The sequence below is a fragment of the Streptomyces sp. NBC_01384 genome, from assembly GCF_045040035.1.
Lineage (GTDB): Bacteria > Actinomycetota > Actinomycetes > Streptomycetales > Streptomycetaceae > Streptomyces.
Genome location: NZ_CP109560.1, coordinates 675,567 through 690,499, shown reverse-complemented (window position 1 = coordinate 690,499; position 14,933 = coordinate 675,567). Strand labels below are relative to the sequence as shown.

General features: G+C 71.2%; 8 protein-coding genes and 2 pseudogenes. 5 read left to right on the top strand and 5 right to left on the bottom strand.

Going from position 1 to position 14,933, the window contains the following annotated elements; genetic code table 11:
- Positions 1-656: 656 nt before the first annotated feature.
- Positions 657-1,232 (top strand): RICIN domain-containing protein, encoded by a 576-nt coding sequence (locus OG747_RS50855; RefSeq protein WP_331743613.1) that lies wholly within the window; start codon positions 657-659, stop codon positions 1,230-1,232.
- A gap of 55 nt (positions 1,233-1,287) precedes the next feature.
- Here the strand turns inward: OG747_RS50855 and OG747_RS50850 are convergent, their stop codons facing one another.
- Complete coding sequence (locus tag OG747_RS50850; protein WP_331765175.1) at positions 1,288-2,463, bottom strand: alpha/beta hydrolase; 1,176 nt, start codon at positions 2,461-2,463, stop codon at positions 1,288-1,290.
- Between the two features lie 276 nt (positions 2,464-2,739).
- Between OG747_RS50850 and murJ the strand changes: the two genes are divergently transcribed.
- A complete protein-coding gene (gene murJ, locus OG747_RS50845) occupies positions 2,740-4,416 on the top strand; it encodes a murein biosynthesis integral membrane protein MurJ (protein ID WP_331765173.1) in 1,677 nt (558 codons plus the stop codon).
- A gap of 731 nt (positions 4,417-5,147) precedes the next feature.
- Here murJ and OG747_RS50840 read toward each other — a convergent pair.
- Positions 5,148-6,632: pseudogene (locus OG747_RS50840) on the bottom strand (FAD-dependent oxidoreductase); the annotation flags it as partial.
- Between the two features lie 207 nt (positions 6,633-6,839).
- Here OG747_RS50840 and OG747_RS50835 point away from each other — a divergent pair.
- Positions 6,840-7,337: a MarR family transcriptional regulator gene (locus tag OG747_RS50835; protein WP_331743619.1), complete on the top strand. Its 498-nt coding sequence runs from the start codon at positions 6,840-6,842 to the stop codon at positions 7,335-7,337.
- Between the two features lie 387 nt (positions 7,338-7,724).
- Here the strand turns inward: OG747_RS50835 and OG747_RS50830 are convergent, their stop codons facing one another.
- The gene (locus OG747_RS50830; protein ID WP_331743622.1) at positions 7,725-8,675 is read right to left on the bottom strand and encodes an NADP-dependent oxidoreductase; all 951 of its coding nucleotides are present in this window, start codon (positions 8,673-8,675) and stop codon (positions 7,725-7,727) included.
- A gap of 151 nt (positions 8,676-8,826) precedes the next feature.
- Here OG747_RS50830 and OG747_RS50825 point away from each other — a divergent pair, with 151 nt between their 5' ends.
- On the top strand, positions 8,827-9,669 hold the full coding sequence (locus OG747_RS50825; RefSeq protein ID WP_331744991.1) for a helix-turn-helix transcriptional regulator: 843 nt from the start codon (positions 8,827-8,829) through the stop codon (positions 9,667-9,669).
- A gap of 290 nt (positions 9,670-9,959) precedes the next feature.
- Here the strand turns inward: OG747_RS50825 and OG747_RS50820 are convergent, their stop codons facing one another.
- The gene (locus OG747_RS50820) at positions 9,960-11,228 is read right to left on the bottom strand and encodes an MFS transporter (RefSeq protein WP_331743626.1); all 1,269 of its coding nucleotides are present in this window, start codon (positions 11,226-11,228) and stop codon (positions 9,960-9,962) included.
- A gap of 134 nt (positions 11,229-11,362) precedes the next feature.
- Here OG747_RS50820 and OG747_RS50815 point away from each other — a divergent pair, with 134 nt between their 5' ends.
- A complete protein-coding gene (locus tag OG747_RS50815) occupies positions 11,363-12,298 on the top strand; it encodes a LysR family transcriptional regulator (protein WP_331743630.1) in 936 nt (311 codons plus the stop codon).
- A 982-nt stretch (positions 12,299-13,280) separates the two neighbouring features.
- On the opposite strand, the pseudogene OG747_RS50810 reads toward OG747_RS50815, so the two are convergent.
- Positions 13,281-13,475: pseudogene (locus OG747_RS50810) on the bottom strand (zinc ribbon domain-containing protein); the annotation flags it as partial.
- Between the last annotated feature and the right edge of the window lie 1,458 nt (positions 13,476-14,933).

Genomic DNA, 14,933 nt, shown 5'->3' with positions numbered 1-14,933 from the left:
CGACACGGCCGTTCCGGGGAAGGCGGCACCGCTCCCCGCCCGCCCGCGCCGTCCGCACTGGCTCGATGAAGAGCATCCGCGTACGACACCTCGACGTACGGCCCGGCACCTTCCACCCCAGCCAGTACAGCCATGCAACGCCCCCAGCGCGCTCACCCCGCACAACGAAACGGCTGGGTTCGCTGTCAAACGCCTCGATTGGATGACAGCGGACATTTGTCATCCAATCGAGGCGCTCGCGCGCACCAGGTGCGGTCCCGCGCGCATCGCACCGCGCGGAGCCGCGCGCCACGCGCACCTGCAGGCGCGCCGCGCGCTATGGCCGCGCGGTCTCGGTCCCGTCCCCAGCGGCCATGGCCTGGCGGGCGGCCTTCTGCAGCGCGTAGCCGGTCTCATTCGCGCAGCCCTCAGCCCGGGCCTGCACCATCGTCGGGTGCTCGCGGATCCGGTCCATCAGCGCGTCGACTCGGCGCGCAGCCGCGCGAGTTCCGCCCGTTCCGGGCCGTCTTCGGGCCACACTGCGCGCTCGCGCCACTGGTCCTCGCCCGGGAACATCTCCCGTGATGATCCTTCTGTGAGCGACAAGCGGATGTTTAGTGAAAATTGATCGCCACCTGCCAGGTTGAGCACAGGACGAACAATCCGAAGGAGCCGCAATGAACCTCAACCCCGCAGGCTTGGCAGCCGGGGCCGGCACGACGACCAGGAAGCTCGGCGCACGACGCGTGCGCCGAGCCTTCGGCGCCCTCCTCGCCACCGGGGCACTGACCGCCGGGGCGCTGGCCGCGACGGCGGGCACCGCGAACGCCGCCGGCTTCACCGTGCGCATCATCCCGCTGACCAACCCGTTCCTCACCGTCGAGGTCCTGGGCGGGGGCAAGAGCCTGGGCGACACGGTGGACGTGTGGTCGGGCAACGGCGGAGCCAACCAGATCTGGACCTTCTCGCCGGTCAGCGGCGGCTACAACATCATCAACAAGAACAGCGGCATGTGCCTCACCACCGACGGCGTCGCCGGCCACACGCTGTACCAGTTCGCCTGCGTCGGCAACGTCAGCCAGGTGTGGAGCACCGGCCTCACCCCCGGCAGCCTCTACGCCTACAAGATCACCAACCCCAACTCCGGGCTCGTCATGGACGTCTACGGCGACGGCCGCTCCGAGGGCACTCCCATCGACGGCTGGACCCCCAACGGCGCCGACAACCAGTACTTCACCGCCACCGCCGCGTAGCCCATCGCCCATCGCCCTAGACGGAGTGTCAGCCGCGTCGGTGCGTGCGGGGCCGTCAGGGGTGGAAGCTGACCTCAGGGTCTGCCGCGGAGGGCCCGTCGAGGACCGGCTCCGGGATGCCGCGCAGGTGCAGATCGAAGAACGCCCCGACGTAGGTGCGGGTGATCTGCACCGACCGCTGGGCGGAGATCGTCGTACCGGGAGGCTCGGGAATGCCCAGCGCCTCGGCGAGGACCGGCACATCGGTGAAGCTGGCGTGGTTGGAACCGGAGACGATCAGCCAGCGCTTCCAGCCGTCCAGGTTCGCCCAGCCGCTCGTCCAGGTGGGATCCTCCCCGCCGCCCTGGTCGTGGCTGACCAGCAGGAAGGGGCGACCGCCGAGGCCGGTGGCGGGTACCGGCGCGAACATGGTGCCGTCGAGGTTCACCCCGGCTCGCACCCTTTTGTCCGCTGCCATGGTGGTGACGGCCGCGTCGCCGCCGAGGGAGTGCCCGGCCATTCCGATCCGCCTGGCGTCGATCATGCGGGCGTACTGCCAGGCAGGGTGGTGGCGGCTGGTCAGCTGGTCGATCACGAAGGAGATGTCTTTCGCCCGGCTCTCCGCTATGACCCCGGGACCACCGGCGGGGGGTGTGTCGCAGATGGTGCAGGTGAGCGTCTGCCCGTCGGGGAAGGTGGTGCCGGAGTTCTCGTAGGTGTGGTCGACGAGTGCGACGACGTATCCGCGGCTGGCCAGGTCCTCGGCGAGGCTGGTGAGCTCGGTGCGCGGCATGGTGAAACCGGGTGAGAGCATGACCAGCGGGAAGCGGCCGTGCTCCGGGCGTGCGTCGGAGCGCGCCCAGGTGCGGGTCCCGCTGACCGCCTCGGCCGGGATGGTGGTACCCGGCAGCTTCAACTGGAGCATGTCCTGGGCTGCCTCGACGGTCATGTACGGAGCTGGTCGGCCCGTCCCGGGCCGGGCCGGGTAGTACATCGACACCATCAGCTGCCGCAGCCCCGCCGACGGTACCCAGGGGTCCTGACGGTGCGTGTCGACGAGGTGCAGGATTTCGCGGCCGACCGCGTGCGGACCGGTCGGGCGGGGGAGCTCCGGATGGAGCCCGTACGGGTCCGAGACCGCGGCGGAGTGTTCGGAAACGGGTGCGGCTAATGCCGTACCCGCTGCGATCACGGGCAGCGGCAGGACGAGTGTGAGCACTGCAGCAACGGCAGTGCGGCGGATTCTGGTCATGGCGGCCACGCTAGAACGCGGCGTCGTAGCCGGCGTCCCCTCAGTGGAGGACGTGCTGTCGCCCGGAGGAGTTACGGGCCATCATCTCGCAGGAGGACACGGGCCCTAGGGGTGGTGCTTTGGCCAGGGGGTTTTGCCCCGGGGGGCCGGTTCGGCGACAGGTCGGCCTTCACACCCGCACCGGTTCACCCACCGCACCTCCCAGGGTGGTTCGTCCTGGGCCTCGAAGGCCGAGGCCCCTCCAAGCAGGTGAGGTCTGGATCGTAGATTGTGCCCATGATTGAGGAGACGTCGCCCGAGCGGTTAGAGCAGTCCACAAGACGGAGGCACGCCGCCCCAAAGAAAGCGAAAGGCGGGGGCGGACTGCTGCGTTCGTCCGCGCTGATGGCGGCGGGCACCGTGGTCTCGCGCGCCACCGGACTGGTACGGCAGGTGCTGCAGGCCGCCGCGCTGGGCACCGGGCTGCTGGCCACCACCTACAACCTGGCCAACACAGTGCCGACGAGTCTGTACTTCCTGCTGATCGGCGGCGCGCTGAACTCTGTCCTGGTCCCCCAACTGGTCCGGGCCCGCGCGGAATACCCCGACGGCGGCGCAGCCTTTGAGCAACGCCTGGTCACCCTGGTGTTGTGCGTCCTCGGCGTGGGGACCGCGCTGGCCACCTGGGCCGCCCCTGAGATCATCAGCATCTACCAGCACGACACACCCGCCACGCACAACGCGTTCGAGCTGACCGTGGTCTTCGCCCGCTTCCTGCTCCCGCAGATCTTCTTCTACGGCGTATTCAGCATCTTCGGTCAAGTCCTCAATGCCCGGAACCGGTTCGGTGCGATGATGTGGACCCCGGTCCTCAACAATCTCGTCCTGATCACCATGTTCGGCCTCTACCTCGGCCTGATAACCGCTCCCGAACAGGTCTCGGACATCACCGGCGCCCAGGTCAGGCTGCTCGGGATCGGGACCACACTCGCCCTGGCCCTCCAGGCACTCGCCTTGATCCCCTACGCCAGAGCAGCCGGTTTCCGCTTCCGGCCGCGCTTCGACTGGCGAGGCACCGGCCTGCGCAAGAGCGTGAACGCAGCCCGCTGGACCCTGCTGTTCGTGCTGGCCAACCTCGTGGCGAGCACGGTCGTCACCCGCATGGCCTCCGCCGCCGACGCTGCCTTGCCTCACGACGGCGTCGGCTACACCGCCTACAGCTACGCCCAGCAGATCTGGATGCTGCCCCAGTCGATCGTCACCGTCTCCCTTGTGACAGCCCTGCTCCCGCGCATGAGCCGGGCAGTGACGGAGCACCGTGTCGACGACCTGCGCGCGGACCTGTCCCGCGCACTGCGGGTCAGCGGCGTCATCATCGTCCCAGCCGCTTTCTTCTTCCTCGCCTTCGGACCGCAGACAGCTCGGCTGCTGTTCGCCCACGGCGCCGCCGATGCCGCAGCCACCGTCCCCCTGGGCCACATGCTGCAAGCCTTCGGCCTGGGACTGATCCCGTTCTCCGCCCAGTACCTCCTGCTGCGCGGCTTCTACGCTTTCGAGGACACCCGCACGCCGTTCCGGATGGCGGTGTGGATCAGCAGTATCAACATCGCTCTCGCCACGGCCTGCCACCTTCTGCTCTCCCCGCGCTGGGCGGTCACGGGGATGGCCGCCGCCTACGCTCTGTCCTACGCGATCGGCCTGCTGCTGACGGCCCCGCGGCTGCGGCGCCGCACAGAGGGGCTGCTCGACGGCCGGCGGATCTGCCGCACCTACGCAAGACTGACTGCGGCCGCCATCGCTGCCGGGGGTGCCGGGTGGCTCATCGCCCGCGCCTGCGGCCAGAGCCTGGTAGCAGCCTCTTGGACGCCGGCGCTTTCGCTGGCTGCGGGCGGCATCGCGATGGTCCTGCTGTTCCTGCTCTTTGCGAGGCTCTTGCGGATCGGAGAGTTGCGCAGCCTGCCGGGGCTGGGGTGAACCTGGCTCCCGCCCTCCACACCATGCTGCCCTCGGCTCCAGCAAGAGGCCGGTCCCAGATCCAGCAGGCCATCACTGTCGTCCGCGGAACGCGGGCGGGCGTTGTCCCGCTCGGCAGCCCGAAGGTGAGGCAGCCCCTGCCCGATCTCCGCCCCGGGAGGACCGCATGATCTCCAGCATGCTCGAAGGAAGGTGAGCCGACTCCGCACGGCGCCGGGAGCGAGTGATCAAGGCCCTGGGATGGGGCCCTGCGGACCGGAGGCGACATCACCGTCTCCGGTCTTGCCCGAGCCGCCCGAGCCGCCCGCCGCTTCCTCTGTCGTCACCGCGACCTGCTCGAACGCGTTCACACCGCAGCCGACAAACCTGCCGAGGAAGGCCGACTGGCTGCCGTCCGCCGATCCTTCTTGCAGGTGCTACTGGTCGGTGCGGTCGGTGCGGAGGTTGGCCGCCAGCCGGGTGATGCTCTGGACCGCGAGTTCGGCGAAGTTCGAGCGGGCGACGATGGCGGTGGTCTCGCCGTCTCGGCGGACGGTGCGCAGGTCGCGCTGGACCTGGCGCGAGAGTTGATGGAGCTCGCGTTGGGCGGTGGCGAGTCGCTGCTCGGCGGCGGTGCGGATCTGCCGGTGCTCTCGTCGGGTGCGGGGTGCGCCGGTGCTGTCGGACGAACTGGGTGTGGGCATGCCGGTGCTCGGTTCTGCGGTGGGCGGTCGCGTCGCTGCGAGGGGGCGGATACCGACGGTGTCGAGATAGGTTTCGACGGTGCCGAGATCGTCTGTGCTGACCACGGCCGCGACGTATCCGTCCGGGCGGATGAGCACCCACTGCTCGGAGGACAGCCCGTAGGCGCTGTGGACGTAGCCGCCGGTGTCGAGGATGTCGCCTCGGGCGCCGATGGTGTGGATGCGCAGGCCGCGGCGTGGCGCCGGGGCCGAGGCGTCGTCGACGTCATAGCCGAGCAGGGTCCAGTGGGGCCCTTGGAACAGGCTGAACAGCCGGGTGGGGAGGCCGCCCGCGCCGGTCACGGGCGCGTCGGGCGCGCGGTCGCCGGCCAGGACACCGTTGTCGCGCTCCGGGTTGGTCAGCGTCAAGGGCGAGTCCAGGTAGCCGAGATCGAGCTGGCTGACCTCGCGGCCGCGGTGGGTGTTGCGGTTCCTGGCCGCTTCGAGCAGCCTTTCGGACAGGCCGAGGACGGCCTGGGCGATCGGCCGGCGTTCCTTCTCGTAGGTCGACAGCAAGGATTCCGGGGCGCCGTCGAGCACGGCGGCGAGCTTCCAGCCGAGATTGTAGGCGTCCTGGACGCTCGTGTTCAGGCCCTGCCCGCCGGTCGGCGGATGGCAGTGCGCCGCGTCCCCGGTCAGGAACACGCGCCCACGCTGGTAGGTGTCGGCCAGCCGGGCGTTCATCTTGAACGCGGACGCCCAGTTCACGGCGCGGATCACGACGTCGGCCCGGCCCGTGCGTTCGCGGAGGAACGCGGTGAGCCCCTCGGCCGAAAGGTCCAGGTCGACGTCGAAGGGGACGGGGGCTTGGAGCTGGAACATGTCGGTGCCGTAGAGCGGGCACATCGACACCTGCGCCGCGGTGTCCTCGCCCCAGCGGTGCCAGGCATCTGACGAGACACCGTCGACCAGTACATCGGCCACGATCGCCCGCACGCCGAGGGTCTTGCCGGGGAAGCCGATGCCGAGGGCCTTGCGGACGAAGCTCGATCCGCCGTCGGCGCCGATCAGATACGCGGCCCGCACGGTCTGTTCGCCGTCCGGGGTGGCGATCCGCGTGGACACACCGTCGGCGTCCTGGTCGAAGCCGACGAGTTCGTGGCTGTAGTGCGGGGCGTGGCCGAACTCGGCCAGCCGTTCGCGCAGTCGGCGCTCGGTGAGGAACTGCGGGACGAGCAGCGGAATCTGGTACGGCTCGTCCGGCGTCGGCTCCGACATCTCTACGGCAGCCTTGTCGACCGGCCCGTCGTCGGTGTAAATGCGCTGGACGGGGTATTCACCCCCGGAGGCGACGATCCGGTCGATCACGCCGAGGTCCTCGAACACCTCTTGGCTGCGGGGCTGAATGCCCTTGCCGCGGGAGCCGATGAACGGATGCGGCGCCTTGTCGATCAGCAGGAATCCGACATTTCTGCGGGCGAGGTCGATGGCAAGGGCTAACCCCGCCGCACCGGTTCCGCAGATGATCACGTCAGTGTCCGTGGTACGGGTCATGACTCAGCTCTCCTTCGGTAACAGCCGTCCGAGCGGCTCATCGCACCCGGACGTCATCGTGTACAAACGGCCCTGCCGGGGTCAGGGCACAAGGACGGTGCGCACGCCCGGGACCTCGGTCGGACTTGGTACGTGACGCAAAGGATTTGGTACGTGGCACAAATTAAATTAGTGGGTGCCACGTACCTTTGCAAGTAGAATCCGGATATGACGTCACCCCATGACGCGCCGCCCCCGCAGGCGCCGTCACCCACAAGCGAGGATCTCGGGCTGGTCGATGCCCTCGCCCAGCTGTCGTTTCTGGTGCAGAACACCCTGGCCGAGATCGCAGGGCAGCACGACCTGTCGGTCACGCAAACACGGCTGCTCGGGATACTGCGGGACCGGGAGCCGACGATGAACCAGCTCGGCCGACACCTCGGCCTCGACAAGTCCTCGATCACGGGCCTGGTCGACCGCGCGCAGCGGCGCGGCCTGGTCACCCGCACCACCAGCGCCATCGACCGCCGCTCGTTTCAGGTATCGATCACCGACGCCGGCCGGCAGCTCGTCGAACAGGTCGCCGCACAGTTCGCCGAGCAGATCGAGAGGTCTGCCGCGCCGCTGACCGAAACCGACCGGAAGCGGCTGTCACGGTTGGCGACCCGGATCGTGACCGCCGACGCCCATGGCCGCGGCATCGACCTGCGCACCACTCCCCGCTGACCGGACCCCCTCCGCAAGACCGTGATCCACGGCGGCGAGTCACGGGTTGGCCCGCTGCAACGCGGTCGCGATGGCGGCAGGTGAACCCACGGCCTCTTCGTCCCGGACCTCGCCGGACCCGAACATCGACTGAGGGCACGGTCGTCCGGCCCGCGCGTCACCATGACTCAGGTTGAACTCGTGATGTCCGCTCGCCCGATTACGTCGTGATCCATGATCGAGCGCAGCACCGACACCTCTCTCAGCCGGCGACCGGACTGCTCATCGTGCTGTCGCTGCTGCCCCCGCAGATCGAGGAGGTCCGTTCGCAGGCCCCGGACAGCCGGCCGTCAGCATCACGGGCTGCCCGATCGCCCGTGAAACCGGATACTCACGAGAACGACGGAGCTACGCGGCCACCGCGACCACATGCTTGCCCACGACGCCGCCGCGCTCGAACGCCTCGTGCGCTGCGGCGATGTCCGCGAGCGGATACACGCTGTCGACCACCGGGCGCAGCGCACCCGACGTGACATGGCCGGCCAGGTCGCGGAGCACGGCGGTGTCGGGGTTGGCGCTGAAGGTGCGGATGCGGCGGGCACCGTACACGCTCGACGCGGCGATCGCGGCCAGGGCCGACGCGGACAGTCCCACGGTGACCATCCGGCCCCCCTTGGCCAACCGGCTTCGGTAGCAGTTCAGTTCCGAGCCGACGGTGTCGACGATGACGTCGAAGGGTCCGATCCGGTCCGAGGTGGTGGAGCCGTAGTCGAGGACCTCGTCGGCACCGAGGCCGGTAAGGAGCCGGGCGTGGCGGTCGCGGGCCAGCGCGGTCACATGGCCGCCCATCGCGTGTGCCAGTTGCACGGCGGCTGTGCCGACTCCGCCGGCCGCGCCCCGGACCAGGACCCGTTCGCCGCTCGTGAGGTGCACGCTGTCGCGCAGCGCGATCAGGGCCGTGGCGCCCGCGACGACCAGGGAGGCGGCGTCGACCGGGGAGTGACCGGCCGGGGCGGGCGCGATGCGGTCCGCGGACACCACGACGTACTCGGCCGCGCCACCGGTGGTGTGCCGCTGCCGGGGGTGCACCATGCCCCACACCCGGTCCCCGACTCGGAAACCCGTGACATCGGTGCCGGTCGCGGCGACGGTGCCGGCGAAGTCCAGCCCCACACCGATCGGGAACCGGCGTCCCGACACCATCTTCAACTCCCCGGCGCGGACGATCACGTCGTGTCCGTTCACGCTGGACGCCTCGACCGACACCAGTACCTCGCCCGCACCGGGAGCGGGGCGGTCGACGTCGTTGACCCGCAGGACGTCCGCCGCACCGTAACTCGTGATCTGAACGGCCTTCATGTCGCTGTCCTTCCGTGGCCGGCTGTGGTGGATCCGATGCTGGACCCTGCACGCGGCATCACGGTCGTTCCGCTTTTCCTGGGACTGGCAGACCCACCCTCAGGGGCCGCGTCCGCGGCATACTGGCGCCGTGACCGACGCCCCCCTCGCCATGAGCGACGATCCCCGGCGCGAACTCGCCGAGTTCCTGCGAACCCGCCGAACTCGGCTGCGGCCACAGGACGTCGGCCTGGAGCCCGGCCCGAGGCGGCGCGTCGCCGGGCTGCGGCGGGAGGAACTGGCCCTGCTGGCCGGGGTGAGCGCGGACTACTACCAGCGCATGGAGCAGGGGCGCGATGTCCGGCCCTCCGACCAGGTCCTGGACGCCCTCGCGCGCGCCCTCAACTTCTCCGCAGAGGAGACCCGGCACCTGCACAGCCTCGCCGCCGCCGCGCGTACCCCGGCCCGCCGTCCGCGTCCGTACGTGCCGGAGGAGGTACCGGACACCACGCTACGACTGCTGCGCACCATGACCTCGCCCGCTCTGGTTGTCGGCCGTTTCCTGGACGTGCTGGCCTGGAGCCCGCTCGCCGGTGCCCTGCTGGGCGAGTTCACCCAGCAGCCCCAGGAGCAGCGGAACCTGCTGTCGCTGCTCCTGCACCCCGAGGCCGACCAGACATGCCCGGAGCGGGCAGCCACTCTGGCAGAGTTGATCGGGATGTTGCGGACGCAGGTCGCCGCCGATCCGGGGCACCCGCGCGCTGTCGAGCTGGTGGGTGAACTCGCGGTCCGCAGTGACGAGTTCGCGGCCCTGTGGGCCCGCCACGATGTGGAGGAACCGACCCGCGGCCGGATGCGCGTCAACCACCCCCTGGTCGGGGAACTGAACCTGGACTGGGACGCCTACCCCATGCCGGGCACTCCCGGCCCGATGCTCCTCGTCTGCACCGCCGCCGAAGGCAGCCCCGACGCCGAGCGACTCCAACTGCTCGCCGGCCTGCTCAACACCCGCTGACCCCACGCTGCCGGCGATCTCCGGGGTCGCCAGAAGGCTTCAGACATATGACGCAAGTGACCCGGCGCCGTATGGGCCTCACAAGTATCTGCGGGCTGTGGAGGCATATGGGGCACGTGAGCCACGATTTGCCGCGCCACGATTTGCCGCGCCACGATTTGCCGCGCCGCGCCGCGCCGCGCCGGCCACGGCGGAGGCCGTCGCGCGCGTCTGCGAGCTGTACGCGGAGGGGTGAACCGCTCCGAAGAGGGGCGGCGCAGCCCGGTCGCGGTGACGGCCGCGGCGGCCCGTCAGGTGCGGCTCGGTGCCGGCTCCGGCTCGGAGAGAGGCGCTGCCGCGCGGCGGGGGAGCAGCAGCGGGGTCGCCAGCAGGAGCACGCCGGCCAGGCCGATGGCCGTACGCGGGCCGAGCAGGCCGCCCAGCGCGCCCCAGACGGCCGTGAGGAGCGCGGTCGAGGCCTTGGTCGTCACCGCCCAGGCGGACAGCGTGCGGGCGACCCGGTCGGTCGCGGTGCGCTGGAGGCGGTAGGTGGCGTAGACGGGGTTGAAGACCCCGCAGCAGAAGATGAGCCCGAGCTCGACGCCCATCACCAGCAGCAGCCCGCCGGTGCCCGGCCCGAGGAAGGCCAGGCCGACGGGCCAGAGTGCGCGCAGCGCCCCGGTCACGACCAGGACCTGGTGCTGCCCGAACCGGGTGACGAGCGGTCGGGCCAGCCGCGAACCGAGCAGCCCGCCGATCGAGGGCGCGGCGAAGGCGAGCCCGTACTGCCACGGTGCGAACCCGAGTCGGCCGAGCATCAGGACGGCCAGCAGCGGCTGGGCGGCCATCACCAGGCCGTTGAACAAGGCGGTGTTGAAGAACAGCGGACGCAGCGTCGCGTCGGCGAGGATGTACCGCCAACCGTCGAGCAGGTCCCCGGCCCGCATGCGCGCGGCCTCCCGGCGCTCGGGCAGCGGCTCGTGCCCGCCCATCGCGCGGATGCCCAGGGCCGAGAGCAGGTAGCTGACCGCGTCGGCCACCACCGTGGCCACCGGACCGAGGAGCCCGATCGCGGCGCCGCCCAGCGGCGGTCCGATGATCGTGGTCGTCCAGGCCGTGGACTCGAACCGGGCGCCTGCGACGAGCAGGTCCTCGGCCGGCAGCAGCGTCTTCAGGTACGCGCCGGAGGCGGCGCGGAAGGTGATGTCGGCCGCCGCGACGACGACCGAGACCAGCAGGAGCTGAAGGAAGGTGAGCACGCCGAGCGCGAACGCGGCGGGGATCGTCAGCAGCGCCGCGAACCGCACCAGGTCCATCGCGATCAGCACCGGCCGCTTGCGGCGGAACTCCACCCACGGGCCGAGCGGCACCGCCACGGCCGCGCCCACCGCAGCCCCCACGGAGGAGAGCGCGGCGACCTCGGCCGGTCCGGCGTGCAGCACCCGGATGGCGATCAGCGGGAACGCGCCGAAGGCGAGCCAGGTGCCGAGCGCGCTGGTCCCGTACGCTCCCCAGAGCCACCCGAACCGCCGCCCCAGCCGCTGTCCGAGCAGATGTCCCAGCCGGTGCCCGCTCCTCATGCCCGCCGCCCCTCGCCACTCACTCGCACAACCGATCCGCGATCGGAAGCATCAAAGCGGGCACCATACCCGGGGATCAAACAACCGCAGGACCGCCTGGCCACAACCAATGGTTGTGCCCATAGGGTGTCGACATGGACCTCAACACCGTCCGGACCTTCGCCGCCGCCGCCGACGCGGGGCAGTTCCAGGAGGCCGCCGCCGAGCTGGCGGTCACCCAGCAGGCCGTCTCCAAGCGCATCGCCGCGCTGGAGCGCAACCTCGGCGTGCGGCTGTTCACCCGCACCGCGCACGGCGCCGAGCTCACCATCGACGGGCAGGCGTTCCTGCCCCACGCGCGCGAGCTGCTGCGCGTCGCCGAGCGCGCGGTCGCGTCCGTGCGTACCGGCCGCCGTCCGCTGCGCGTCGACGTGATCGCCTCGCGCGGCGCGGCGTCGGGCCTGATGCGCGGCTTCCACCGCGCGCACCCCGAGATCGAGCTCGACGTGGTGTGGCTGTTCGACATCGAGACGGCCGTCGCCGCCATCCGGTCCGGTGCGATCGACGCGTCCTTCCGCGCCGTCGCCGTGCCCGGCCGGCCCCTTCCCGAGGACATCGAGTCCGTCCGGGTGCTCGACGAGGCGCTCCAGCTCCTCACCGGCCCCGCCCACGCGCTGGCGGGCGCCCGGTCGGTGACCGTCGCGCAGCTCGCCGGGCACCGGATCTGGATGCCCGGCATCGTCCCCGGTACCGAGTGGGCCGCCTACTACGACGACCTCGTCGCCGAGTTCGGCCTCACCATCGAGGCGACCGGCCCCAACTTCGGCTCCGACGCGCTCCTCGACACCGTCGCCGACACCCCGGCCCTGGCCACCTTCATGGGCGAGCAGACCCGCCTCGTCTGGCCCGCCGGCCACGGCCTGCGCCGCATCCCGGTGACCGACCCGACGCCCGTCTACCCGCACTCGCTCCTCTGGCACCGCGACAACCCCCACCCAGCGCTGGCCACTCTCCGCGCCCACCTCGCCGCCACAGCGGCCGGCCACGACGCCGCCGGGACCTGGGCGCCGGGCTGGGTGATTCCGCGCTGAACGCCGCCGCGTCCGCTTGAGGATCTTGTCGGGTTCGGGGTCGAGGTCGAGTTCCTCGCAGACCCTCGTGCGGGCCGCCTTCCAGCTGCTTGGCCAACTGCTCTTCGAGTCCGTCCAGCTCCGCACGACGCGTGGCGATCCGCTCCAGCACCTCGGGGTCCGTCATGGGCCGGATCGTACGAGCAACACCGGCGACGTCGAGCGGAAAACCCCGAAACCGCCCTGCCAGACGATCTGCACGGCAGACTGCCTCCCCCGGCCGGCACAAGCACCCCCGAACAACGTCACACCAGGCCCCTGACCTGCCTTCAAGATGGCGGCAGCTCAGCGTTGAGCGTCTCTGGGACTCTGTGTGTGCCTGTGGTTTCCAGGCTTTTCGGGCGCGGCGTGGCCGTGTGCGGTCGCCGGTGTGGGGTCCGAACCTCGGGGTGAGGGGGTGGACCTGGGTGGCGTGCAGGTGGTGGAAGCCGGTCCGCTCGGCGGCGCGGGTGCGCCGTCGGCAGGTTCTGTTCGAGAGCCGCATCCGGCCGGCCGGAAGAAGATCTTCCGGCCGGTGGGGTGCGGGTACTCCATGACCTGGCACCGGCCCGGATACGGCGGCTGGTGTCTGGGTGTCATGCCCCGCCGGACGCTGGACTGCCCCTGTGGTGGGGGTGGTGGCGGGGACCGTACGCACATCGGGCATACGGCGGGAAGTCGTGGGGCCCGGGGCATGTGCCGGGGCAGCACGCCGGGCGGGCTGGTATTGGGGGCCGGTGGGCCTGCTGGGCGTGGGGTGCCCCTTGCCCGGGGTGGCCTTCGGTCCGCGCGGCCGGGGTGGGGTCATCTCGGCGCGGCGTAGTCGGCGCAGGCGGCGGGTGGCCTTCTTCGGGCGGCGGACCAGAGCCACCGTGCCCTCCATCGTGGTGCGGATGGTCCGGGCGCCGGTGGCGCGGTCGGTGAGGGTGTGGGCCTGGGCGAGCAGGCCGCGGGAGACGATCCGGCGGGCGGCGGCGTGATCCCGGTCCATGGACAGTCCACACCGCGCGCAGTGCGCCCACTTCCAGCCGCGCTCGGCGAGCCGGTCGGGGGCCGGATGGTGGGTGAGGGTGTTCAGGCAGCCGGGGCACAGTGTGGAGGTGCCCCGGGCCGGGACGGTGACCACCGCGATCCCCGCCTTCGCTCCCAGGTGCCGCATCGCCTCGGCCACCGTGCCGCGCACCTGCCCGGACAGCCGGGCGTTGCCCTTGCGGTGGCCGCGGGCTTCCAGGGTGGCGAGGTCTTCCAGGTAGATGACGCTCGCGCCGAGCGCTGCCGCCTGGCCGACGGCCCAGCGGGCCGCCGCCCAGGCCAGCGCGGCATTCAGCTGCCGGATGCGGGCACACACCCGCCCGTGCTCGGCCTCCAGTACCCGGGCCCGGTCGAGGTGTTCGCCCCAGGCCGGGTGGGGGGAGCCGAGCCCGTCCGCGAGGGCCTGGTAGTGGTCGCGCTTGGCGGCGAGGTGCTCGCGGTGGCCGCGCAGCCGGTGCAGGGCGGCACTGACCGTGGTGGCGTCGAAGACCAGGGGACGGCCGTCGGTGACCACCCGCTTGGCCGGGCCGTGGCCGGTCAGGCGGCCCAGGACGCCGGTGAGCAGGGTGTTGACACCCCAGTCGAAACCGAGTGCCACCCGATGGCCGGTCGCCTTGGTGGCCTGGGCGGGCCGGGAGTGCGGCAGGTCGACGGCGATCCGGCCCGTGCGGGTGGTGCGCAAGGTCGGAGTGTGCAGCGCCGCGTCCGCCGTGACGGTGCCGAGCAGCCGGATGTCGATCACGTGCCAGGCCCAGTCCCGCCCCGTGGCCGGGGCCGCCCGCAGGGGGAGCTTGACCCGCAACCGGGCGGTGACCTCATCCACCCGCTGAAGGGTGACCTGCTGGCGGTCCATCGCCGCCAGCAACACCTGCCTGGCCACCTGCGGCGGGCCCTCCAGGACGCACAACCCGGCGGGCAACTTCCCGTGCCCGGTTACATACGCGCAGATCTGCCGGGTGCGGTTGCGGATCTCCGCACCACTCACCCCAGCAGGCAACAGCTTTCGCAGCGCCGTCCACTCCGCCTCGGTGCGCCGCCGCGGATCAGCGGGCCAGGTGGCCAGGACCGCGGCCACGATACTGCGCCGGTGCAGGGCCAGCCGAAGGGTACGCGCGGCATACTCCTCAGCACCCCGGCGCACCCGGTCCGAGACGTACACCCCCGCCGGGGACGGCACATCCTGGGGCCAGTTCAGGCGGCGCAGCGCCATCCACCCCTTGGGCGGCAGTGCCTCGCCCCGCTCGTCCACCCCGGCGGCCAGCACATCCAGGGAATCCTCATCCCATCGGGCGGTCACCAGAGCGCCGGCCAGCTCCCGGCTCAACTCCGCCAGAAAGCCCACCCGTTCCAGCAGGACACGCTGCCCGACCTGCTCACCACTGCCCTCCAGCACACCGGAGAAGGCGGTGCACGTCGCCGTCGCCATCAGCCTGGCCATGCCCGCCACCCCGCCTATCCCGTACCTGTGCCGGTCATCTTCAGCAGCGGCCGCATCCCGGCACTCCGATCGGCCTAACGACCGACCATCACACAAAGACACGGCCTTCCCGCACCCCGAGGGTGCGGGAAGGCCGGGAAAGTGCGG